Raw genomic sequence first — 24,539 nt, 5'->3', positions numbered from 1 at the left:
CAATTGCCATGGCCCCGGTGAGTATGGCCGAGCCGCCGGTGGCGCCTCCGGTTTTGATGCCCACATTGTACATTGGATCCAGACCCAGGTAATCGTGGACCTTGGCTTCGCACAGGAGCTGGTCCTGGAAATGATCGGCAAACTCACCATAGGTTGCAAACTGAATATTGTCTTTGATCTCCTTAGGTGACATCTTGAGATTATTATCCTCAAGCATCATCCGGTAGGCCATCATAACCAGCTCTTCCAGTTTATATTCAGGGAAGTACTTGCGGAAAGGCGTGCAGCCTCCGGCTGCCATGAAGACGCGTTTTGACCATCTAGGTATCCGCAGGTTTCCCTTGCCAAATTTGATCATTTTCTTAAACCTCCAAAAAAAATTTCACGGTGCTGATTCATCCGGTTTCTTGCCTCAGGAAGCAGGTCAAGTCTGGGATGACTAAACCCATTTTTTTTAACAGGTCTCAACGTAAAAATCATAGCATAATTGATTCTGTTTGTCCCTTTCCTGTTTACTTGTAAAACGCCCGGATGTCAATGTATCTCTATCCAAATGTGGTAGCCAAGCAAGAATGTCCCCTCTAACTGCTACGTTAAAATGTCCCCATGGAAAGGGGCATTTTAATATTGCTAATACATTAAAAATTGAAAATATTGTGTTTTATCTCTATTTCTGGTAATCTGTTCTTACTTGAGCTGGGTTTCATATGTATTGATTGTCTTTTTAGTAAAAGGTTGGTCAAAAGTGGGGGTTTGAACCTTACGGCTGGCAGCGGTCGCATCATCGCGGTGATAACGGATGAGCCAATATCCGGCCCTTGACCTCTTTTTGACTAGTGCATCGCCGGATCCAGGATTGCAGGAGAGTCAACGTACATGAAAGAAAGACGAAGCTACCCCCGAAAAGTTGTCGTGGTTCGGATAGATGATCGGTCCGAATTTGGTATCCTTACCCACTCAACCGAAAATGTAAGCCGGAAAGGCATGTTCATCACTACGGATGCGCCATATCCGATTGGCACCACCCTGAATATGAACCTCGCCCTGGGCGCCGAAGAGATCGGTGTCCGGGGGAGAGTAGTATGGCGCAAGACTGCTGATCGTCAATACGGCAGCTCGGGCATGGGTGTGGTTATTATCGAAATCGGCGATGAAGACCAGGAAATTCTGGATACATTCATGCGCAAAGATTGACAAGCCCGGTCAAGCTAATCTTCGAAAAATCAGCGCCGCTGGGAACCTCCTGGTTGAAAGGCGTTCTTTTCAAGAAAAGAGTAACCCAGTATCCTGCCGTTATATTTCATTAATACTAAGTTGCATTCAAATATATAAAATTCATTTTCCTGTCATTGCGAGCCCTTCGCTTTCGCTCTGGACAGGCTCCGCGAAGCAATCTCAAATTAGTTAATAATTATTATAAGATCGAGATTACTTCGTCGCTGAAGCTCCTTCTAAGAAACTGTTTTGCCTGCTTCAGGATTTACTAGTATGAAACCCATTGAATCTGCACGTTTTTTTATATTATATATGACCCGTTGTTATAAGCGCGTTCATAGAAGTCTTGGCTTTTATTGACATATGAAAGACCAGAAATATACGGGCGGGGCTTATCCCTGCCCTTTTCCAAAACTTGAAAACAGTTTCTTTGTCAAATAACCCTATGGCTTCTGCTGGAGGGCCGGGGGCTTGGAATGACAATTTGTTAGTAGCTGAACCTTATTATAAGGAAGGTCGAGGAGAATTTTTTTTAGCTCCCCTGAAAGAGTAATCACCTAGGTTGCTTCAAGGCGGCACGTTTGGCGCCACCTGGCGAAGCGTTCTTCACGCTCGTCCTCGCTCCACTGGGGTTCAAATATACGATCAGCCTGTCGCAGGCTGCTCGTGGTCCAGGGTTCCCAAACACCGCAGGCTTCCCCGGCCAAAAGCGCTGCACCAAAAGCGGTGGCCTCCAGTGGCTTCATGCGTTCAACCGGGCAGCCCAAGGCATTGGCCTGAATCTGCATCAGAACGTCATTAGCCGCGCCCCCCCCGTCAACTCGCAACACCTCGGGCTGAACTAACCCGGAACCCTCGTAAACCCCATCAAGCATTTCGCGCACGCGGAAGGCCACGCCCTCCATGGCGGCGCGTACGAGATGGGAGGCACTGGCTCCAAGCGTCAGGCCCTCAAAGACACCGTGTCTCTCCGGGAGGCTGTGAGGCGATCCCAGACCCTGCAAGGCAGGTAAGAAAAAGACGCCATGGGTGTCTGGAACGCTTGCGGCCGCCTCTGCCGCGGCCGATACACTCTCCAGCACGCCAAGCCTCACGAGCCAGTCGAAAACAGCTCCGGCGGTGATAACCATGCCTTCCAGGCAGTAAGCTGTATCCTGGCTGCGACGCCAGAGGACCAGGGGGTAGGTGCCAGCCGTAATTTTAATCTCACGACCGGTGTTCACATTAATGGTGGCGGATGTCCCGAAGGTGACCTTGCCTTCTCCTGGTTTGAGGCATCCTTGAGCGTAAGCGGCGCTTTGCTGGTCGCCGATAATGGACCCGATGGGGATTTCAGCGCCAAAGGCCTGGCAAGAGGTCAGCCCGATGATTTCCGAGGTGTCCACGATCTTGGGGAATAGAGATGGGTCCAGTCCCTGCACTTCAAGCAGTTTTGCCATCCACTTCCATTCGGTGAAATAGTCAAAGTACCCGGTGGTGCAGGCGTTCGAGCAATCAGTGGCATGTACGGTTCCGCTGCTCAGCCGCCAGGCTATAAAGCTGTCCACATTGCCCCAGGCGAGTTCACCTTTGCGCATGCGCTCATGACTGCCAGGCAGGAGATCAAGCGCATGTTCCATTTTGGAGGCCGGCGTAATTGAATTTACAGTGATGAATCCCTGCGCAGCAAGTTCCTTTGCCTTTTCCGTTCCGCGCTGATCCTGCCAGCTGATGGCGGGTCCGAGCGTTTGGCCGCTTTTGCGTTCCCAAATAATGATCGTGCCGCGCTGTCCTGTGATACCGATGGCGCTCAGGTCGCCCGCTGACAGACCGGCTTCACTCAAGCTGCGTTTGACCGCGGTCATTATAGTGGCCCATAGTTCTTCTGGGTCCTGCTCCACAAGGCCGGGTTCTGGATAGTGCAGGCTGTATCGGCCTACGGTTCTGCCAAGCACCCGGCCGTCCGATCCGATAATCAAAGCAAGCACATTGGTGGTGCCGGCGTCTATGGCCAAGACTGCGTCAGACATCGGGAATGAGTACTCCTGGGTTCATGAAGCCTGTGGGATCCAGAACCTGTTTTAACGACCTTAAAAGATGAACACCGGTTTGGCCGATTTCTCGCGGGAGCCAGTCACGGCGCAGGCGGCCAATACCGTGATGGTGAGAGATGCCTCCGCCTCCTTTGACCGTGGCTTCCAGTGTGCGTCGCCAGCATTCCATGTAAACATCAGCCATCCTGGCTGATTCCGGTGGCCTGGCCGCAAAGGTGAAATAAAGGTTTATTCCTGAGCGATAGCAGTGCGAGCTATGGGCTGAAGCGGTGAGGATATGATCAACCTCTTTGAGGGAAGCTATAACACTCCTGTAAATCGGACCAATCCTGTCCCAGGCGGCAGCGATTTCAATGGTGTCGAGAATAATACCTTTGTCTAAAAAAACGTCCCACGTTGGGACCTGGTTGCGTTCTTCCATCCAGTGCGCTACTGCCTCGGTGGAAGCGGGTTCGCAGCCCACCTCGGCCATCAAGGCGGGACAGGCCTGCACTTCAACATCCACCCGGGCGGCCGGTCCTTCGTGCACGAGTAAAATCAAGGCGTCATCCCCGCGAGCTTGCTCCGGGAAAAGGCGGCGGGCTTCAGTTGAATCATACTGCCGCATCACTGGAGGGGTCCAGCCGGACTGTATGATAAAGCGCTGCGCCTCAAATCCCGCCTCCATGGATGGGGCGTAAAAGGCGGTAAAGGCTTGCTTTTCGGGTTTCCAGCGCAAGGAAAAGGTAAGGGCGGTGATGATTCCCAGAGTGCCTTCGCTTCCCAGGAAAAGCTGCTTCAGGTCAGGACCGACCGAAGCGCGTGGTGTCAGAAGCGTCTCCAGGATTTCACCATTGGGCAAGACTAGTTCAAGACCCAGAACCATATCCTCAATACTCCCGTAAGCGCTGGAAAACTGACCTGAGGAACGTGTGGCCGCCCAACCGCCCACTGTACTGAGGTCCACGGACTGGGGATGATGACCGATGGTCAGCCCGTGTTTAGCCACACCCGCTTCCGCGTCTGCGCCCCGCACTCCGGCTTCAAAGGTCGCGATCAGGTTGTCCACGTCAATGGTTCGTGTCCGATTCATCGAGCTTATATCCAGCAGGACTGTGTCTGCTGAGGTCTTCACGCCGCCACATACGCCGGACCCCAACCCAAAGGGAACGAGTAGTGTTTCATTTTCGCGGCAGGCGTTGACAACGGCGATCACATCGTCGGTGTCACCTGGCATTACGACGCAGAGTGGATTGGGCGCTCCGCGTCCTTGTATGTCGTCAAGCTGACTCAGGACCCAGTAATCGTGTCTCCTCTCCTTGAGGACGTGCACATCTGTTGAGACCTTTTCATTACCCAGGGCGTCAAGCAGTGTTTTTACAATCGGCATCTTCATTTTCGATAAATCCACCAATACTTAAACTCCTGTCTCTTTGTTTCCTTTAAATCTATCTGGATTATTTTAGATCATAACACCGGCACTCTAGAAAAAAAATAAAATTCTTCAATTAGAAATTTTTTCAACTTAACCCGGATTACTCATATTAACATGAATAGATCGTTTTTCACTGCTGGCCGGGCAAAGGAAGCCGGGAGAATATATCAGGCAAGCAGGATTTATAGAAACGCCGCGGCTGGGCGGTCCTATTTATTCCGGGCGCGTATCAAGGCCGGCGTCATTTCATCTTTTTCTCTTTGCAGTTGCAGCAGCACGATGGCGCCGATGACGAAAACCCCTCCGATTATTTGGAAAGGCTCCAGAACTTCCCCCAGGAGAAAGAAGGCCAGTACTCCTGCGGAAATTGGTTCCAAAGTCGCTGTGATTATGGCGCGGGTGGACCGGATGTAGTTGATCCCGACAAAATACAGCCCGAAAGGCAGGATAGTGCCCGCCACGACGATGTAAATGATCCATCCCCATTGAGTCAATGTGAATCCGGCTCTCAGGTAGTGGAAGGGAGGATAAATGATGTGCCAAGTCAAGGCCGCAAAGGCCAGGGCGTAAAAGAGGATGGTCCAGGGTGAATAACGGTGCATGCCACGCTCTCCCAGCAGGGTATAACCGCTGAAAGAAACGGCTGCGGCCAGACCGCTCAAGACACCAAGGCGATTCATGAACAAGAGCTGGAGGTTATAGCCTCCAACTACCAGATAACAACCGCCGAAGGCTAATACAAGGGACAGGAGTTTAATGTGCGTCAGTCGTTCCTTCCAGAAAGATATGGAGTAAACGGCCACGAAGATAGGGGCCAGGTATTGCAGCAGGATGGCCGCGGCAACCTGGATTTTGCTGATAGCAAAAAAATAGGTTGCATGGACCATGGCCATGGTCACCCCGCCGAGCAGGAAAAAGTAACCAAGATCGCTTAATCGAATTTTTAAGAAATCCCTGGCAAAAGCTCCATAGATCGCAAGTAAAAAGATCGTGGATAAAGTAACTCGAATCTGGACCAGTTCGAAAGGGGTCATGCCTTCATTGAAGAGGGCCTTCCCAGCCGTACCTGATGAGGACCATAACACGGCGGCCATGATCACGCACAGATAACCTTGTACCGGCGAGGAACTCAGCATTTTACCTTTCATGCGGGGCGTTATATCACTCCGGAGACATGGGGTCAATATTTCTAATTGTTATTACGCTTTTTTGAGATTTTGTCTTAAAAAGATTTCCCTGCGATTTCCCGACCTTTTTTTCGGTTTTTCAAAAGAAGCTGCTATTAATACTATTGGTGGAGGGAATGTACTATAATAAAACAATATGCCAAGGAGAATGAAATGATACTAATGGAGGATTGATCATGCGGTTGAAAGATCAGGTTGCAGTGGTAACTGGCGGCGGCGGAGGCATTGGTGAAGGTATCTGTCTTTGCCTGGCTAAAGAAGGGGCCCATGTGGTGGTGAGTGATATCAAGAATGATCTGGCTGAAAATGTAGCCGCTAAGATCAAAGAGAAAGGGCGGCAAGCTATGGCTATTCAGACGGACGTGCGGCTGGCCCATCAATGTCAGGCATTAATTGATACCACGCTCAAGGAAATGGGCCGTCTCGATATCCTCGTCTGCTCAGCAGGCGTCATGGGATTTTCCGTGCGTGAGGACTCAGATGCGCCCCTGACCTTCGAAAACATACTTGAATCCGATTGGGACACGATCATTGATATCAACCTCAAAGGCGTCTTCTTATGCAACCGGGCCGTGGTTCCGCATTTTAAAGAGCAGCAAAAAGGGAAGATCATCAATATCTCCTCTGTGGCAGGACGGCAGGGTGTTGAATTTCTGGCCCCTTATGCGGCCAGTAAAGCCGGGGTCATCAATCTGAGTCAAGCAGTGGCCCTGCATATGGCGCCTTATCATATTAACGTCAACGTGGTTTGTCCCGGCATAATCAAGACACCGATGTGGGCTGAAGGCTCCCGAATATTGAGTCAAAGAAGTGAAATTTTCAAGGGTTTGGATCCTGATACGATCTTTAATGCTATCGTTGAGGATCAAATCCCGTTTAAAAGGGTCCAGACGCCAGAGGACATTGGAAACGCCGTTGTGTTTTTCGCTTCAGAGGAAGCCAAGGAGATCACCGGTCAGGCCCTCAACGTGTGCGGTGGAATGAAATTTAATTAAGTTGCTTTGAGGCGTTCTTATGAGTCTCTGGCCGCGGCGAGTATTCTTACCAGGGTATCATCTGCCACGGTTGAAGTTTGATTGAGATTAAGGAGGGGAAAATGGCAACAGTAGAACCGACGGGAGAACAGCTTAAGAAATTTACCACCTTGTCCGACGAGAAACCGGTGGTAATGATCAATTTATTGAAGTTTAAACCAGAGGGTGGGGTCGAATCTTATGCTAAGTATTCTGAAACTTCATTAAGATTAATCAGCGAATTAGGCGGCAGGATTCTTTATTACGGGCAGTATGAGATGCCGCTCATCGGCAATGAAGACTGGGATGTAGTTATTCTTGTTGAATACCCTTCTCGCGCTGCTTTTTTGAAAATGGTTCAGAATAAGGAATATCAGGCGGCTGTTCATTATCGAAGGGAAGCGCTGACCGACTCGCGTCTCTATGCCACAAAGTCCCTTAATTACGGCGCTTGAAGATAACTAGCCCGCGGTTATAGTGGTTGTCATAATTATGTTCCGTTTGGCTTCCTGGTTTCAGAACCTGTATCGGAACATTTTTTGGCAATTGCCCTAGACGTGAAGATGGCAGGCGACGTAGTGGCCTGCGCCTACGTCTTTCAAGATTGGCTCCTTCTCTGAGCAAACGGGCATTGCCTTGAAGCAGCGGGGATGGAACCGGCAGCCAGACGGTGGAAAGAGCGGGCTGGGCACCTCCCCGGGCAGGATGATCTCCTCGCGCTCATCATCAGGGTGTGAAGGCAGGGCCGCCGAGTATAATGCCTCGGTATAGGGATGCAGACGGCTACGGTACAACTCCTCGCCTTCGGCTATCTCCACCAGCTTGCCCAGATACATCACTCCGATGCGCTTACTCATATGCTTGACCACAGCCAAATCGTGGGCGATGAGCAGGTAGGTCAGGCCGAATTGCGCCTGAATATCCCGGAGCAGATTCATAATTTGGGCTCGAATGGAGACGTCCAGGGCGGACACCGGTTCATCGAGGATGATGAGACTGGGACCGAGGGCCAGGGCTCTGGCTACGGCTATTCTCTGCCTCTGGCCGCCGCTGAACTCGTGAGGGAAAAGCTCGGCCTGGTCTCGTCCCAGCCCCACGACTTCGAGGGATTCAGCAACCCTCTCCTTGACTTCGTTTTTGGATAAGGAATCGTTTACGACGATGGGTTCAGCGATGATATCCGCGACCCTCATCCTGGGGCTCAGGGAGCTGAAAGGGTCTTGAAACACAGCCTGAACCAAACCCCGGTACTTCTTGAGTTCGGCCCCGGCCAGTTTTTCAATTTCTTGACCGTCAAAAAGAATAGTCCCTTTAGTGATCGTTTCCAGTAACAGGACAAGCCTGGCCGTGGTGGTCTTGCCGCATCCTGACTCCCCGACCAAACCAAAGGTTTCTCCTTTGTTAATGGTGAAGTTGATGCCGTCAACCGCCTTAACCGCCCCGATTTGCCTTGAGAAGATAAGGCCCCTCGTTACCGGGAAATATTTGGTAAGGTCTTTTGCTTCCAAAAGGATTTCACTCATTCTCTATTTCCTATCATGAAGCCAGCCAGCAGCTCAGAGAGTGCCTGTCACCGATCACGGATTGAGGTGGAAATTCTCGCTGGCAGATCTCCTTGACTTGAGGGCATCGAGGAGCAAACCTGCATCCTGGCGGCAGGTCCCTGAGATCAGGCGGCTGCCCCTCGATAGAAAAAAGCCTATCTGCCTTTTTTTCCATTTTGGGGAGAGACTCCATTAAGGCAATAGTATAAGGATGCCTGGGATTATTGAACAGATCCCTGATCGGCGCGTTTTCAACCACCTTGCCAGCATACATCACCGCCACCCGGTCACAGACCCTGGCTACAATACCAAAATCATGAGTAACGACGATCATGGTAAGTTTCGAGTCACGCTGAATATCCTTGAGCAGTTTGAGGAACTGCGCCTGAATCGTGACATCGAGGGCCGTCGTTGGCTCGTCGGCAATAAGGAGCTGCGGCTGGCAGCTTAAGGTCATAGCCCCGACTATCCTTTGCCTCATACCGCCGCTCATCTGGTGAGGATACTCCCGTATGCGAACTTCCGGCGAAGGAATTTTAACCAGGGAGAGCATCTCCTTAACCTTTTCCCAGACGGCCTTTCGGTCAAGCTTTTGATGCAGCTTGATAGGTTCTGCCACCTGGTTGCCGATGGTGAAAACCGGGTTCAAAGAAGTCATGGGCTCCTGCAGGATCATGGAGATCTGTTTTCCCCGAACCTGTCTCATCTCCTTGTCTGTCTTGGCCAACAGGTTGTCGCCATTCATGAGGATCTCACCGGCTACAATGCGCCCCGCGGGCTTGGGGACTAGCCTCAGGATAGACAGGCAGGTAATGCTCTTGCCGCACCCGGACTCACCGACAAGTCCTAATGTTTCGCCCTCTTCGATGGTGAAGCTCAGCCCGTCAACCGCCTTGACCACGCCACGCCGGGTAAAAAAATAGGTTTTCAGTTCCTTGACTTCTAGAATATTTTTCCCCATAACATTTTTTTCCAATGGGTTTAGATTTGTCGAAATTTGGGGTCCAGGCGAACCCGGAGCCAGTCTCCGAGGAGGTTAAAGCTCAAGACTGTTAACAAAATCGCTATCCCGGGCCAAACGCAGAGCCACCAGGCCTGTCCGATGTAATTTCTTCCTTCGGAGATCATTGACCCCCAGGCCGGGTCAGGCGGCGGCACCCCCAAGCCGAGGAAACTCAAGGAAGCTTCGGCAATAATGACCACCCCGAGATTGAGCGTCGCCAGAACAACCAGGCTGTTGACGATGTTGGGGAAGATATGCCGGATCATGATCCTCGGCTTGCTGCAACCGGCCACAATGGCCAGGCGTATGAAATCACCCTCTTTGAGGCGGAGCACTTCCGAGCGGAGCACGCGGGCGTACCAGGCCCAGGCCAGAGCGGAAATAATAAAAATAAGATTGTATTTGCTTGCCCCAACAATAGCGGCCAGGGTCACGGCCAGGACAAGGAAAGGCAAGGAGAGCACCATGTCAAGCAGCCTCATGAGGATCGTATCGGTCCGGCCTCCCATATAACCCGCCACAATTGCAACCAGACTGCCTATGAGTCCGGCAAAAAAAACAACGGCGATGCCAACCTGCAGCGAGACGCCGGCGCCGGCGATGATCCGGCTCAGGAGATCCCTCCCCAGTTGATCGGCGCCTAAGATGTACTTTGTGCTTCCACCCTCTATCCAGAAGGGAGGAGTTAAGGCGTCCATGAATGAAGTTTTGTTTGGATCGTGAGGCAAAATAAGAGTTCCAAAAATCGCATGATTGCCAAAAACCCCGCAAAATAGAAAAATTGTCAGGACCACCGTGGGAAATTTCGGGGCCTCCCTGAGACCTGAAAAAATCTTCTTAAACAGTGAGGATGTTCTTGATGCTTTCGTGATAGCGGTCAAATCTTGATCTCTCCTTTATGGTCGGCTCAATTGAAATCCTATTGATATCTGATTCGGGGGTCCAGGTAAGCGTAAAGGATATCCACGATAAGATTGGTAAAAACGAACAGGCTGGAAGAGATCATAACGCACATCTGTACCACCGGATAATCACGGGCGAAAATCGCATCCACAATCAGCCTGCCTATTCCGGGCCAGGTAAAGATGGTCTCAATAATCATAGTGCCATTAAGCAGCACCACAAACTGTAAGGCCGTCATGGTGACCACCGGCGCCGAGGCATTTTTAAAGGCATGCTTCATGATCACCCAGACCTCGGAAACTCCTTTTATCCTGGCCATCTTGATGTATTCGGCATCCAATACATCCAGCATGGCCGAGCGGCTCAAACGCGTTATAGCGGCCATGGTGTACCAGCCCAGAGTGAAGGCTGGCATGATATAGTACTTCCAGCCGCCCATCCCGGAGGTCGGGAGAAGTCTAAGCTTGGCCGAAAACAGCAAAATGAGCATGATTCCGACCCAAAATCCAGGTAGAGCTTGCCCCATCAAGGCAAATATCTTGCCAAAGTTGTCAAACCTGGTTCCAACCTTGACCGCAGACAGAATCCCGGTCGGCAGACCAAATAAAATGGCAAAGGCCATGGCCGCACTGGCCAGTTTTATAGTATTGGGAAATCGAGCTAAAAACATCTCGATGGCAGGCATGTCCCATCTGAGGGATTCGCCAAAGTCGCCCACCACCACCCCTGAGATATATTTCCAGTATTGGACATAAATCGGCTTGTCCAGGCCGCGATCAATACGGATCTGTTCGAGGTCCTCTTTAGTTGCGTTTTGAGGCGCCATGAGCGCCACAGGGTCACCGCTTAGGTGAGTCAAGAGAAAGACAATGATGGATATGCCGATAATCGTAATGACTGCTTGCACGAGCCGTCTGAGGATGTATCGTTTCATTATCTCCTGCTGTTTTTATTTAACCGCTCTGGATTAAACAAAAGGTATTGCCATATATTAATTTATTGCAATTCCTGGCAAAGACTCCAACAATGTTGCGCGAGAATGAAACGCATTATAGACTCGATGTCATTCCCGCGCAAGTATAAATCAATGGGCGTATGCCTCGGTAAGCTGTGTAAGCTGTCTCAACTTTCGCTTTCTAATCCCCTCTCATCTTTTTCTGCCTGTTAAAGATCAAGAAAAATAGTTAGCATACGATAGTGCTGATACCATTCTCATATAAATCCAGGCTTACAGAGTTAGGCCGCTTTATATGTTGACTATATATTATGTTCCTGGATTTCCCTCCAAACCTAACGAGAATCTTACTATCTAGCTCAAGGTAAATAGTTTTTCGCCGCGCCCGGGATCGCGTCTGCCTTCAGTGTTTGATTTTCATGTATTCAAAACGTGTGCCCGGATAGGACCCCATCTGTCGTTCCCACTTTATGATTTTCTGGTTCACACCGTAACTTGATGATGCGGACCAGAGGTGAATATTGATACGGCTGTCACGGATAAGCTTGGAGATCTTCCTCCCCCAGTCTGCCACCTCCTTTTCTTCTATGGCCCACTGGGCTTTATTCAAAGCATCTTCTATCTCCGGGGTTGTGTGGTAACACCACGGGGCCTTGGACATGTAGGCGTCAGTCAAATCAGCCGCCGCGTGGGGTTCAGCGTCATACCACGAGTTACGCACAATGAGACCGCGGAGCTTTTTCCCTTGATACGCGCCGTACCAGGCGCCTCCTTCATATACATTGATCTTGGCTTTGATCCCAATGTCCGCCAGGTTGGCTGCGATGGCTTCCATCCAGAAACGGTTCGGCGCGGTACAGCCCATTACCGTCTTAAAGCCATTGGGGTATCCGGCCTCAGCGAGTAAAGCCTTGGCCCTTTCCGGGTCATAGGGGTCCGGCTTGACCGTGGGGTCCCATCCCAGTGAATAAGGGGTTATCACCTCTCCATACGGATCGGAGCCTCCAAAGAGAATCTTCTCGCAGATCAGCTTCCGATCAATGGCCAGGCTGGCCGCTTTTCGGACCCGTATGTCCAAAAATGGGCTTTTTTCCTCTGGGAAAGGCAGGTCGGCATAGGCCAGAACCGTTCCGATGACGTGTTTGGTCTGGAGCAGTCTCAGGTTAGGATCAGATTTGATCACCGGTATATGTCTTCCGGACAGTTCAATGATATCGGCTTCACCGGCCATGAGCATGGCCAGCCTGGTCGAGGCTTCGGACACATAGACGAATTTGAGTGTTTTGAATTCAGCGGTTTTACGGTAATGTTTTTTGACGGCCTCTATCTTGAAGTAGACGTCCTGCTTGTAGTTAAGCCACTTAAATGGTCCGGCCCCAATAGGCTTGCTGGCAAACGCTTTATCGCCTATCGCTTCGCGATATTTCTTCGGAAAGATGCCCATATCCCACCAAAGGCGCTTCCAAAGCCCTGGGAAAGGGTCCTTGAGGTTAAACCGAACCTTGTAGGTGTCAATGACCTCAGAATTCTTGACCCTTCGTCTGAAATCATGGCCCAAAACCCACCTTGACTTTTTATTCATGTGCTTGGCTAAACTGTACTGCACATCCTCAGCGGTTACTATGGCCCCGTTGTGAAACTTAACCCCTTCTCTGAGGTCGAAGTCCACGTAGCTCCAGTCATGAGCGACCTTCCATGACTTGGCCAGGGCGGGAAGATAAGTCAGATCAACGTCACAGTCAATTAAGGGGTCATAAATGGTGGTGCCGAGTAACGGACCTTGCCCGGCATAATGGGTGGAGCAGTCGCCGCCTTTGGTGAAAAACATGCCGTAGGCAGTGGCATACACAATATCCCCGGTTTGCTCCGGATTCGCCTTGGCTAGCCCGGAAACGATGAAGGCCGCTGTTAAAAGGACCATTACCAGCCCCAAAACCAAGATATGTTTAAACTTGATTACTTTCATAACAGATTTCCTCCCTTTGCCTGGATTGATTAGATCCGTAAAAATTATTAGCCACCGCACTCCAATTGGTCACCGGGCAAGGTAAGAGTTGAACCCGAATGACTGCCTGGCTATACAGATAACTCAACCTGTATAACCCACTTTCTTTGAGCTTATCCCTTCTTCCGTGTTGCCTCCTTTTCTAAATGGTGGGGTTCTCTTCTTTTTGTATTGATATTAATCCTGACTGTCAAGCCCTTTAAAGCGTGCTTCCGAAGCATTTTTCACCACCCTTGAAAGTCGTTTACCGGGAAATTTTTTCATTAGGGCGAACCCTGATAGCCGGAGATGTTCCTCCTTAATCTTAAGGAATCATATCAGCGGTTAAGCTTGATGGTTTATTTCGCCCCATGCCTTTGCAACACAAAGGTAAAAAGGAACAAGCTACCTGTTCAGGTTGCCCGGAAAACCCTTTCAGCCCTGAGTTATTATTTTTCTTGGAAATTTAATTGGTGTAATTTTATCTCACAAACCCGCGATACCTGTCAAGCCCTTTAGCTTTTGTCCAGATATGCAATCAAAATTTTTTATTGGTTGGGCATGGTACCCGCGGGCGTGTTTGAAAATTTTATCATCACTACGGTATCGTCACCGGCATGCCCATGAGCGGCCAGATAACAAAGACAGCCAGGGCCACAACCGCCATCAAGATAATACTGGCTGGAATACCATACAGAAAAAATTCTCCGGTTGAAAATTGCCTGGAATCGTAAGCAATCGCGTTGGGGGCTGCGCCCACCAGAAGCAGGAAAGGCATACCTGCCGCAACCAATGAGGCAAAGAGGATTACTTCTCCCGCCACACCCAGATAAGGAGCTATCACCAGAGCCACGGGCAGAACGATAGAAATGGCGGCCACATTCATGATGAAATTGGTCATTAACATCATGAAGAAGGCAATGCCTAGCACAAAGATAAACCAGTGGGCTTCCTTGAACATCACCAGCCAGTTCACGGCCAGCCACTCTGCCGCCCCGGTATCCCAGAGGCAGAAACCAATACTCATGGCGCCCCCAAAAAGTAGAATGATGTTCCAGGGAATATCTTCCAGGTCGTCAATATCCAGGATTCCAAAAATGAAAAAGAGGAGCGTGGACACCAGGACGATAGCGGTTTTATTGATCGGTTCAAGAAACGAGATGTGAGTCCGAAGCGCCAGGGTCAGGATTATACCTAAGACAATAATCACCGCCAGAAGTTCCTTCTTGGTAATGGGCCCCAATCCGGCGCTGAGCTGCCTGGCCCTCTCTCTAAGCCCTGGTATCACACTTTTTTCAGGCTTGAAAAAAAACATAAAAAATCCCCAAAGGACAAATACCATGAGCCAGCCTATGGGGAACATGTAGTAACTCAGCTGAAAAAAAGTAACTTCCTGCCCCATGATTTTTTTAAAAAAGCCAATGGCCACCGCCCCCCGGGCCGCCCCGAGCAAGGTGATGATACTTCCTGCTCCGGCTACGTACGCCATGCCGATAAACAGGCCTTTACCAAACCTGGTCGGTTTATCTCCTTCTTCATACAGGGAGTAAATAATCAAAAGCAGGGGGTAGATGGTTGCCGCCACGGCTGTGTGAGCCATGATATGGGTCAGGGCTGCGGTGACCACAAAGCAGCCCAGATAAATCATACTGGTCCTTTCGCCAACAATGATCAGCATTCTGTAAGCTAGTCGTCGCGTCAATCCAGTCTTGGTAAAAACAAACCCGATAATTATGGAGGCAAAAATGAACATAACCGAGGGGTCCATAAAATCATTGAAAGCAGTTTTGGCCGGACGGATCAGAAACAAGGATTGCATGACCCCTATGAGGAGGCTGGTCACCCCGATAGGCACCACCTCGAAAACCCACCAGGTTCCTGCGAGCAGGAACAGAGCCAGGGCAGCCTTACCCTCCCGGGACAAGGGAAAATGCTTTCCCATAGGATCCACAGCATCCGGCCAGCTAGGCCAAAGATAAACCACTGCAAATAGCGCCATGCCAAGAAAGAGAAAAATCAGCCGCTTCCAATTAATTCGATTCCCTTCATGCGCGGCCGTCGCCACAGCTCCCATTAATCAACACCCTCCTTAGATCGGAATGCACCTAAAGAACATAAAGGCGCGCAGATTTTATTATGGTTTCGCTGTTTCCAGGTTTTTATCAAGGATTCCTGTCCTCTTTGATAGGCAGAGATATAATGAATCTGCATTCTCCTGAAGGTATTTGAATTAAATCTCTACTTTCCTGGAAAAATAATAAAAAAATCCCTCTTTCTTGGAAGATAAAATAGCGATGGACATATTTAAGAAACGTGTAATTTGAGCTGATAAAAAGACTTTTTCAAGACTTTCAATTTTTCCCTATTAAAAGTTAACGTATTTTACGAATAGCTCACTAGCCTGTCAAGGAGAGATAACTTTATGGCTAGGAGAAAAGATTAAGGCCATGATACGGCAGTATTTTAGGAAGACCAGGCTTTAGGGTCCTGCGGGCCTGAGCGCAAGGCACAGACAAGAAGAACAATCCCGGTAAGAATAAACGGGATAGAGAGGTATTGACCCATGGTTAGAGAGGACTGTTCCGGATCGAGTCTTTGAAATTCCTTAAAAAATTCAATAAGGAAACGACCCTGGAAATAAACGATCAGAAAAACAGCCGCTAAAACGCCTTTCGGCCGCCGAACACCATAGCGCCGGTCAATCAGGTATAGAGCCGACATCACCACCAAGCCCAAAAAAAACTCATATATTTGCGAGGGATGCCTTGGCTCCGCGCCGTGATCCTCGAAATATTTAAAACGCACGGCCCAGGGAACAGACGTCACGCGGCCTACGATTTCATGATTGAAAAAGTTGCCTAGCCGGACCAGCGTTGCGGCCAGGGCGGCCGGAAAGGTGTTGGCGTCAAAAACCTCCATTGCAGGAATCTTGAATATGCGGCTGTATAACAAAAGACCGGCGATGATCCCAAGAGCCGCCCCATGGCTGGAAAGTCCCCTTCCCTTGAAAAATAATATCTCCTTGGGATGGGCCATGTAATAGCCCCAATTATAGAAAACGATATGACCCAGGTGCGCTCCTATAACGATTGATGCCAGGCCCATTAGAAACCAGGCGTCTATTTCTCGGTCCTTGTATCCGGCCCGGCTCATCTGCCAGCGCCAGAGGAAAAAACTGCCAAGGACCATGAGCGCGAAAAAAATACCGTAGTATCTAAGCTCAAGCGTGAACCCGAGGCCAGGAATAACTGCTTTGTAAATAACGGGATCAACAGACCAGAGAAAATAATTATCCACGGACTGACCTCACCAATTCAATATTCATGGCTATTTCGTCGTTTTCAATAATTAACGTACGGCTTTAAGCTCATTTTCCCTGATCGTTCTACAGGCCTTGATTTGACGCGTTTTTTCCTCGCTTGACCAATTAAGCAGCTTTGTCATGCAATCTGCGGCCGGTTCAAGGGCAGCCAGACCTCCATCGTCATCGAACCTGGACCGCGCGCTTCGCCTGACCCAATAATCCTCTAGCGTCAGCGCGCCTTCGTTTAGCACTGCATGTGCCGCCTCCACTGCCGGGCCGCTGCTCTCCTTAAATATTTCCAGCGCTTCCGCGCCATATAATATCACGACCCGTTCAGCCTCCTCCCGCGAGAGTCCCAGCCTTTGGACACGGGACTCAAGGTCAGAGACCGTTCCTTTAAAATCCCCGCCAGGTAAAGGTTCCTCAGCCGTAGACGCCGGGTTCGGCTTTCGATTGAGCTGCTTTTCGCACTGATCTACTAAGTGCTCGGCCATGGACCGGTAGCTGGTAAGCTTACCGCCCGCCACGGACAGCAACCCGGCCGGGCCTTCCAGAACCTCATCGCGCCTTGAAATTTCAGACGGCTTCTTACCTTTTTCATACAGAAGCGGTCTTATGCCTGACCAGAGGGCAACAATATCCTGATACTGAAAAGGCCCGACGTCGAAATAAGCCGCGGCTGAATTGAGCAGGTAGTCCACGTCATCGCGGGTAATCTCCGGCCAGTATTCCGCATCTGGATAAAAGGTATCCGTGGTGCCGAAGTATGCGAACCGCCCGCAGGGTATGACAAAGATACTGCGGCGGTCAGGGGCGTTCATGATAATGGTGCGGTTGATCGGAAGGCGGGCGCGGGAAACGACCACATGGATGCCCTTGGTGAGCTGCAGCTTTTTTTTGGCTTGACTGTCCTCCATGAGGCGAATTCTATCCACCCACGGCCCGGCTGCATTGACCACCACGCGAGCTTGCACCATGGCCGTGCTTTCAAAGCCTGGCAAGGTGTTATGGACGACCGCGCCTGTAACCCGATCATTTTCAATAATGGTTTCCTCAGCGGCAGCATAGGTGACGATCACCGCGCCGGCAGAGGCAGCGCTTATGGCGTTGGCCAGAGTGAGGCGTCCATCGTCAGTGAGGTATTCCGGGTAGACCACGGCGCCGGTAAAATTATCAGCGAGGACATGCGGCTCCTCTATTCTCAACCGTTCCCTGTCCCAGACCTCATGGCGTTCGCTTTTGTCCACGTGACCGATCTTTTCATAAGACCATAATGCGGCCCTTATGGCCGCGGTGCCGCGTTTGGATCGAGGCAGAATCACCATGGGATTATACTTGGTCAGGTGTTTGGCGATCCGACGCAGCACTTTCCTTTCATTCGCTGCCTGGCGTACAACCATAACGTCGCCCTGAGCTAGATATCGAAGACCTCCATGAACCAACCTGGACGAACGGCTGGATGTTCCAGCGCCGATATCGTTCGCATCAATCAAGGCCACCCGGAGGCCGCGCATGGCCGCGTCCCTGGCTGCTCCGCACCCGGTGATGCCCGCGCCGATGATAAGGAGATCAAACGTCTCAGCTTCAAGAGCAGCGAAACTGGCCTGCCGATCTCGAAGGTCAAGTCCTCTCTTTTTCACTTTTAACTTTCCCTTTCCAATTCACAATCCAGGGTGGTTAGGTTAATTAATTATATAACCAAGATTATGCCATGATAGCGCTAAATACCAGCCGCGACATCTCCTTCAGAAACAGGTCCAATTTTTAGGGGCCAGGTCAGGGCGAAAACAGGAGAAGCGGAACTGGAACCCGTCTCTATTACAGGCTCTTTTGTCCGACTCTAGACATTGACCAAAAGTAGTAACCAAAATGGAAGGGGTTACAGTTATTATTCTGTAACCCCTTGATTTCATTTGGTGGAGCTGAGGGGGATCGAACCCCTGACCTCATGAATGCCATTCATGCGCTCTCCCAGCTGAGCTACAGCCCCAAAAACAACAGGCTAAATTAGCAACAACCCCTCAGTCTGTCAATATAAAGGGATCAGTTTCTCATGGGAAAGAAAAAGGCAAAATTATCTATCCACGTCACTCGATTCGTTTGAACAGGAAAATCCTGTCTCCAATCTCAATGGGTTCTTTTGACTGCGTGATGCGGGCCACATAAAAAATCGGTTCCCGATCAATAATCTTTCTTTTTTTCAAGAATTTTTTCTTCTTCTCAGGTGTGAAAACCTTAGAAGTCTCTATCCGGGCAACCACCGTCAGGACGCCTTTGAAGCGATGAAGTCGGCCCAGGGATTTTTTCCCTTTTTCATCCTGAGGTTCTTTAACTTCACGATCCAGACCATAAACTGGATACTCTCTAAAATAGGGATCTAGCTCACCATGGTCGGCTGAATCAAGTATCAGGGCCACATTCTCGGTGAAGTGAACGATAACGTTATCAAAAAAGGAGAGCATGCTTCGGCCATGGATATCCCCGGACCAGGACGGTCTGAAACCCCGCTCTTCAGAGGCGATAATCTCGCCTACCTCACGCATCTCTGCGTAAGTATTCACTATCTTTTTGGAATCAATCCGGCACAGTTTATTGGATTCGTCCATGACCCATTTGCTTTCAAAAACGACCTTTTTAATCCTGATTCGGTTAATACCCTTATTTTCCAGCCCTGCCGGATTTGCCAGATAGGTGAAGTATTTGGGGAAAATGGTTTCAATGGGTTTACTGCGTTCATACAGAGACTTCGGCTCCTTGGCCGGAGCGGCCGCTGTGGACGGTGGTGTTATTTCCGCCTTTTTCTTGAGCAGAGCTTCCTTGTCATAAATGATCAAGCTATCGCCGATTGATATCCAGTGGGGATTTGTCAGGCGGTCCTGGTTTAGTGCCCAGAGGGCTGGCCAAAGGAAGGGATCGTTATAGTATTTCTGGCAAATATCCCAAAGAGTATCGCTCTTCTTGACCGTGTATATTTTTTCATCTTGGCCTAAAATGGCAGGGGTAAAGATAAACTGCAGGCAGATTAACACGGAAAGTGCCATGAGGAATGGTCTGGGCTTCATCCTTCATCCTCCTTAGATCACGGAGCTGAATATAATCTCATTTTATTTAAAATACTCCTAATAGCACGTAATGTCAAGATAATTCAGCCTTTCCATTGATCTTGCCACCAGCACAAGATGTTGCACTCCCAGGCGAACATGCCTTCACTTGAGTTAACCCTCGTCCGTAGCGATATGGGCGCAGGGCCAGGCAAAGACAAAAGCAAGGCCCATTCGCGCCTCCAAAGCAAGACATGAATAGACCTCTCCCAGACAGATATTATCTGTCCCAGGCTTAACAGCATGTCATACTTATGCCTTCGATTCACAAAATCCGGCGCCTGGTCTTCTATAGAAAATCGGATCTGAAAAAAGCAGGATTTGACCCTCATGAGGTGGCTGATCCTCTGTACGTTCGGATGCCGGGAAGTTCTGATTACGTCCCTTTAACAGCAGATCTATTCAAAAAAATCCAGGAAGGTGAGTACCGATTTTGATCCATCTTTTTTCAGTTTCAAACGGAAACCGGTAGGATGGCTCCCCAGCCTACCGGCTACTATTTTAAACAACCACCAGGGCTAAAACCCTATCCACTCAACCCTGTCTTCACGGCGAGGAGGCACCCGAGGCTCCTCATCAGGCTCGCCCACAGGCACCACACATACTAATTTTTTGTCTTCAATCCCCAAGGCGTCATTGATCTCTTTTTCTTTTCCCATGACCCCATCGGTCCAGGTGGCGCCAAGGCCTGCTTCATAGGCGGCTAAAAGTAGGTTCTGAACGGCCACGGCGGTGCTGTGGGTGTCCCAATCCCCATTAGGCAGCTTTCCGGCATAAGCAAAAATAAAGACCGGCGCATTGCCGTACTTTTCAAAAAAGATTTTCATGCCTTCAATGATTTTGGGCCTTTTGGCAAACACCTTCTCCAAAATGGGCCTCATATCGTTAAAGGCATCGGAAAATATCTGCCGCAACTCCTCTTTCTTCTGACCCTGCACTACCACAAAAAAACTCTCCTGCCGGTTCATGGCCGACGGGGCCCACTGAGCCAGTTCTAAAATGCGTTCAAGCTGCTCCTTGGGGACCGGATCTGGCTTAAACTTCCTAACGCTTCGTCTCCCTTTAATCACATCAGCGAGTTCCATAGTTACTTCTCCTTTTCAATTTGAATTTACTGCAATTCTCCCCACTTTTCAGTTAAAAAATCAGAATGGTCCGAGGATCGCTGAGATTCGAGTTTTGTCCTAAAATATCCAGGAATACCAAAAAGGCTTTAACCCCTTAACTAATAACCTTGAGAATCTTGGGCTCTTTTCTTTCGGGCATAGAAGGAATGCTCCTGGGATAGCCGAGTATAATCGGGGCGATAATCTTGTAATTGTCTGGCAGTCCCAGTTCCTGGAGGATTTCGGGATCCTTAAGCTCTGCCCCCTGCGCTACCCAACAGGTGCCCAAACCTCTTGCCGCGGCTGAGAGCATAAAATAGCTGGCCAAAAGAGCACAGTCCACAGGAATGGTCGGGGCCTTGGCAATGCCGACGATATAGACCAGGCAGGGGGCATTATAGAATACATTATAGCTATCATTTCTAATCAGCGCTTCATAACCTTTATATCCTGAAGAGGGATTTTCCTCGATGTCCTTCAGGATGGCCTTTTTATTTGCATCTGAAAGCTTTTTTATCCAGTCCTTGTTATTGACGATGATGAAACGCCAGAGCTGCATATTACCGGCGTTCGGGGCCTTAATGCTGTCGTTGATTATCTCCTTGACAAGTTCGAGAGGCACCTCTTTGGCCTCATAATCCCGAACGCTTCTTCTCTCCTTCAATAGTTCAAAAAAATCCATCTGTTAGCTCCTTAGGCAGAAATGACATCCAGGGTCATTCAGAATTAAGTAGAAGGCAGATTATCATTAAGCGTCTTCTTTAGCCAGCATTTTTATATGTTCCTTGGCCATAGATTCAAACTTTTTTCAAAGCCAGCTCATAAAAAAATATTAAGTTAATCAGCTTTCCGACCGATAAAGATAATGGAGAAAATCAGGCAGGGCGAAAGGGATGAATAACTTAAAACACAATCCCGCTCAAAGCTCAGTCTGCGATCTAGCTTCTTTATTATTAAGGAGACCTTCTTGGAGATTAATTCGGTTGTTAATTCCATAAACATTTTCCGCGGACTTAACCTCGGCCAGATCGCTGGCGTCACAGGTCCCTGGAGAATCACCAGGGAAAGAGGCGATTCCAAACCCCCTTCTGAAACTGATTTTCCAGACGCCATACGCGTCACAATCTCTCCTGAGGCCAAACAACTGGCCGGCCATAATGAAAATACCGCTATCTCCCCGACGGTCGAAGATAAGCCGCAGTCCCCAGGGCAAGGCCTGACAGGCCGATATGAAGAATCTAAACCAGCCAGGGATGAGAAAGGGCCTTCAGAAAAAGATAAAAATGAAGATAACATGGTTATTACTGAAAGAGGCCTGCATTATGAGCTGAGCAAGGCGGAAAAGGCCCAGGTTCGTGAGTTAAAAAGGCGTGATCAGGAAGTCAGGAGCCATGAACGCGCCCACATGGCCGCGGGCGCAGGTTATGTCCGGGGAGGAGCGAATTTTTCTTATCAGATCGGCCCGGATGGCAAGCGATATGCCATAGGAGGCGAAGTAAGCATAGATTCATCCCCGGTAAGCGGCAACCCTGAGGCTACCATTCGGAAGGCGCAGGTCGTCAGGCGAGCGGCCCTGGCTCCGGCAGACCCCTCCCCGCAAGACCGGCAGGTTGCAGCTCAAGCAGCCCAGATGGAAAGAAAGGCGCTCACTGAGCTAGCCAAAGAGAAGCAGGCAGAATTAGCTCCTGCCGCGGATAAACAAGGAGTTGCCTTTGATCTGGCAGTCAAGAATAAAAATCAGGTCAGGGCCTTGGCCGCGGTTCAAGGTTTCACGGCCTCTGGGAGGAATGCCGTTTTTCCATTCAACGAAAGTTCCAATCCTGAGGACGGCCTGCTGATCTACCGGGATCTTACTGTGTCTCATGCAATGAATACCTACCTGGAGCCAAGGCAGGATACTGAATTTAAGTATGTTAACACCTATACTTGATTCGGATTTTAAAAAAATTGAAAACGACCTATACGGCTATTGTGGCGTCCCATAAATAATGGTAATAATTCAAATGGACTTTCCATCATTTTCAAAACGACTCGTCATTGAAGAAGCGTCAGTGACGAAGTAATCTTTACCCTTTCAATCAGAACGTATCCTTGCCATTCGCTCTAGAAATCCCCCCTAAACCTCCCTTTAGTAAAGGGGGGAACAAAGGAAAAGATATTTCCAGCAGGAGACTAGGCCAGAGGCAGTAAGAAAACTCCCCCTTTTTTAAAGGGGGATTGAGGGGGATTTTCCTTCTGCCTTATAAATCGTTTTAGTCACTCCTTAAATGGTATAATGGTATTTGGCGGGTGGCCCTGACAACCACCAGGTTGTCGGGGTTGCGTCAGCAACAAGAGGATATTTCCAAAATCAGACCTAAAATTATATTCCTTTCAGTCTTTTTTCCAAGATATCTGGATTCCTGCTTGCGCGGGAATGACGGTGTAACTTTCTGTCATATACCCGAAAATAACGGTTTTCATCCTTGGTTGTGCCTGAAAAGGCGTGAACATTCCTGAATACAGATATGAACAGGCCTCAGTCAGGCCAGATAAGAGATACCGGTTATGACATTTCAGGAAGACGTTCTTGTGATCGGTGGCGGGGTGATTGGTGTGTCCGCGGCCTATTACCTTGCCCGGCAGGGTCAGCAGGTAACACTGGTCGAGGCAGATGAAATTTGTGGCGGGGCCTCATATGGCAATGCCGGATTCATCCTGCCCAGCCATATTATACCGCTGTCCGCCCCGGGAGCGCTGGGTCAAGGACTTAAATGGCTCCTGGACCCGGAAAGCCCTTTCCACATCAAGCCGCGTTTCAGCCTCGAACTCATTTCATGGCTCTGGAAATTTCGCGCCGCCTGTCAGTGGGACCGGGTACGCCGCTCCATGCACCTGCTTCGCGACCTGAGCCGCCTGAGTGTGGAGCTTTACAATGAACTGGCCGCGCTCGAAGGTTTGAGCTTCGGTTATCAAGAAAAAGGTCTTCTTAAGCTTTATAATACCGGCCGGGGTTTTCAGGAGGCCCATACTGAAGCGGATCTGATGCGAGAGTTTGGAATCGAATGTGAAATATTAACCTTTCCTGAGATCAGGAATATTGAGCTTAATATCCTGCCCAGTGTCATCGGCGGGCTCTATTTCCCCAAGGATGCTCACCTGATCCCGGCCGATTTCGTGGTTCAGCTTAGCCGGGTCATAAAAAACATGGGAGTTGATATCCAAACCTCGACCGAAGTGCTGAGGTTTGAGGCTGCTTCTGCCAGGATTTTGACGGTTAATACAACACAGGGAGAATTTCAGCCGAAACAGGTCGTCCTGGCCAGCGGGGCCTGGTCGCCTGACCTGGTAAGAAACCTGGGAATCCAGCTGCCTATTCAACCTGCTAAGGGGTATAGCCTGACTTTTGAGCGATCCGAGACTTCACCGTCTGTCCCGCTCCTGCTTACTGAGGCCGCAGTGGCTGTTTCTCCTCTGGGCGAGATGGTTCGCTTTGCCGGAACGCTTGAACTGGCCGGTCGTGATCAGTCCATCAACCAGCGGCGAGTCAAGGCGATTATGAACCGGGCCAGCAAATACCTTCCTGTTACCGAGGACCTGCCGCCAGTCGAAATCTGGCGCGGTTTTCGTCCCTGCCTGCCTGACGGCCTGCCAATCATCGGACGCTCCAGCAAGTATAAAAACCTGATCCTGGCGACCGGGCATGCAACGATAGGGATGGCCCTGGGACCGGTAACAGGAAAGCTGGTTTCACAACTGGCTGCTGATGAACCCCCTGAGATCAACCTGGCCGGGCTC

20 protein-coding genes and 1 tRNA gene are annotated in these 24,539 nt (G+C 49.9%); 5 read left to right on the top strand and 16 right to left on the bottom strand.

What is annotated here, in order from left to right:
- The coding region (locus JRI95_09145) for a hypothetical protein (GenBank protein MBW2061712.1) at positions 1-358 on the bottom strand (358 nt) is incomplete at its 3' end.
- Positions 359-876: 518 nt separating this feature from the next.
- Here JRI95_09145 and JRI95_09140 point away from each other — a divergent pair.
- The gene (locus JRI95_09140; GenBank protein MBW2061711.1) at positions 877-1,194 is read left to right on the top strand and encodes a PilZ domain-containing protein; all 318 of its coding nucleotides are present in this window, start codon (positions 877-879) and stop codon (positions 1,192-1,194) included.
- Positions 1,195-1,772: 578 nt separating this feature from the next.
- On the opposite strand, the gene JRI95_09135 is transcribed toward JRI95_09140, so the two are convergent.
- The 3 genes from JRI95_09135 to JRI95_09125 form a co-directional block, all read right to left on the bottom strand.
- Positions 1,773-3,224, bottom strand: a complete 1,452-nt coding sequence (locus JRI95_09135; protein MBW2061710.1) for a glycerol kinase — start codon at positions 3,222-3,224, stop codon at positions 1,773-1,775.
- Positions 3,217-4,638 carry an FAD-binding oxidoreductase gene (locus tag JRI95_09130; protein ID MBW2061709.1) on the bottom strand — a complete coding sequence of 474 codons (1,422 nt, stop codon included), beginning with the start codon at positions 4,636-4,638 and terminating at the stop codon, positions 3,217-3,219. The genes JRI95_09135 and JRI95_09130 overlap by 8 nt, the downstream gene beginning before the upstream one ends.
- 233 nt (positions 4,639-4,871) lie before the next feature.
- A complete protein-coding gene (locus JRI95_09125) occupies positions 4,872-5,798 on the bottom strand; it encodes an EamA family transporter (GenBank protein ID MBW2061708.1) in 927 nt (308 codons plus the stop codon).
- Positions 5,799-6,025: 227 nt separating this feature from the next.
- Between JRI95_09125 and JRI95_09120 the strand changes: the two genes are divergently transcribed.
- A complete protein-coding gene (locus JRI95_09120; GenBank protein ID MBW2061707.1) occupies positions 6,026-6,844 on the top strand; it encodes an SDR family oxidoreductase in 819 nt (272 codons plus the stop codon).
- A gap of 101 nt (positions 6,845-6,945) precedes the next feature.
- Positions 6,946-7,317 carry a DUF1330 domain-containing protein gene (locus JRI95_09115; GenBank protein MBW2061706.1) on the top strand — a complete coding sequence of 124 codons (372 nt, stop codon included), beginning with the start codon at positions 6,946-6,948 and terminating at the stop codon, positions 7,315-7,317.
- 96 nt (positions 7,318-7,413) lie between these two features.
- On the opposite strand, the gene JRI95_09110 is transcribed toward JRI95_09115, so the two are convergent.
- The 12 genes from JRI95_09110 to JRI95_09055 all read right to left on the bottom strand — a co-directional run bounded on the left by JRI95_09110 (position 7,414) and on the right by JRI95_09055 (position 21,444).
- Complete coding sequence (locus tag JRI95_09110) at positions 7,414-8,385, bottom strand: ATP-binding cassette domain-containing protein (GenBank protein MBW2061705.1); 972 nt, start codon at positions 8,383-8,385, stop codon at positions 7,414-7,416.
- Positions 8,386-8,398: 13 nt separating this feature from the next.
- Positions 8,399-9,367 carry an ABC transporter ATP-binding protein gene (locus tag JRI95_09105; protein MBW2061704.1) on the bottom strand — a complete coding sequence of 323 codons (969 nt, stop codon included), beginning with the start codon at positions 9,365-9,367 and terminating at the stop codon, positions 8,399-8,401.
- Positions 9,368-9,387: 20 nt separating this feature from the next.
- A complete protein-coding gene (locus JRI95_09100) occupies positions 9,388-10,290 on the bottom strand; it encodes an ABC transporter permease (GenBank protein MBW2061703.1) in 903 nt (300 codons plus the stop codon).
- 38 nt (positions 10,291-10,328) lie between these two features.
- Positions 10,329-11,246, bottom strand: a complete 918-nt coding sequence (locus JRI95_09095; GenBank protein ID MBW2061702.1) for an ABC transporter permease — start codon at positions 11,244-11,246, stop codon at positions 10,329-10,331.
- A gap of 424 nt (positions 11,247-11,670) precedes the next feature.
- Entirely contained in the window at positions 11,671-13,233 is a 1,563-nt protein-coding gene (locus tag JRI95_09090) for an ABC transporter substrate-binding protein (GenBank protein MBW2061701.1), read from the bottom strand.
- A gap of 616 nt (positions 13,234-13,849) precedes the next feature.
- Positions 13,850-15,325: an SLC13/DASS family transporter gene (locus tag JRI95_09085; GenBank protein ID MBW2061700.1), complete on the bottom strand. Its 1,476-nt coding sequence runs from the start codon at positions 15,323-15,325 to the stop codon at positions 13,850-13,852.
- A gap of 389 nt (positions 15,326-15,714) precedes the next feature.
- A complete protein-coding gene (lgt, locus tag JRI95_09080) occupies positions 15,715-16,548 on the bottom strand; it encodes a prolipoprotein diacylglyceryl transferase (protein ID MBW2061699.1) in 834 nt (277 codons plus the stop codon).
- 51 nt (positions 16,549-16,599) lie between these two features.
- Positions 16,600-18,195, bottom strand: coding sequence for a glycerol-3-phosphate dehydrogenase/oxidase (locus JRI95_09075; protein ID MBW2061698.1), 1,596 nt, complete (start codon positions 18,193-18,195; stop codon positions 16,600-16,602).
- A gap of 274 nt (positions 18,196-18,469) precedes the next feature.
- Positions 18,470-18,545, bottom strand: a tRNA-Ala gene (locus JRI95_09070).
- A 97-nt stretch (positions 18,546-18,642) separates the two neighbouring features.
- Positions 18,643-19,617 (bottom strand): LysM peptidoglycan-binding domain-containing protein, encoded by a 975-nt coding sequence (locus JRI95_09065; protein MBW2061697.1) that lies wholly within the window; start codon positions 19,615-19,617, stop codon positions 18,643-18,645.
- A 557-nt stretch (positions 19,618-20,174) separates the two neighbouring features.
- Positions 20,175-20,741 carry a nitroreductase family protein gene (locus JRI95_09060; GenBank protein ID MBW2061696.1) on the bottom strand — a complete coding sequence of 189 codons (567 nt, stop codon included), beginning with the start codon at positions 20,739-20,741 and terminating at the stop codon, positions 20,175-20,177.
- A 136-nt stretch (positions 20,742-20,877) separates the two neighbouring features.
- Positions 20,878-21,444 (bottom strand): nitroreductase family protein, encoded by a 567-nt coding sequence (locus JRI95_09055; GenBank protein MBW2061695.1) that lies wholly within the window; start codon positions 21,442-21,444, stop codon positions 20,878-20,880.
- A gap of 612 nt (positions 21,445-22,056) precedes the next feature.
- Here JRI95_09055 and JRI95_09050 point away from each other — a divergent pair.
- Together JRI95_09050 and JRI95_09045 are read left to right on the top strand one after the other, a co-directional pair.
- Positions 22,057-22,692, top strand: coding sequence for a hypothetical protein (locus JRI95_09050; GenBank protein MBW2061694.1), 636 nt, complete (start codon positions 22,057-22,059; stop codon positions 22,690-22,692).
- Positions 22,693-23,309: 617 nt separating this feature from the next.
- A partial coding sequence (locus JRI95_09045) for an FAD-dependent oxidoreductase (protein MBW2061693.1) occupies positions 23,310-24,539 on the top strand: 1,230 nt, incomplete at its 3' end.

This window comes from Deltaproteobacteria bacterium (assembly GCA_019308995.1).
Classification (GTDB): Bacteria; Desulfobacterota; Desulfarculia; order Adiutricales; family JAFDHD01; genus JAFDHD01.
This window is presented reverse-complemented; position numbering and strand designations above follow the sequence as displayed.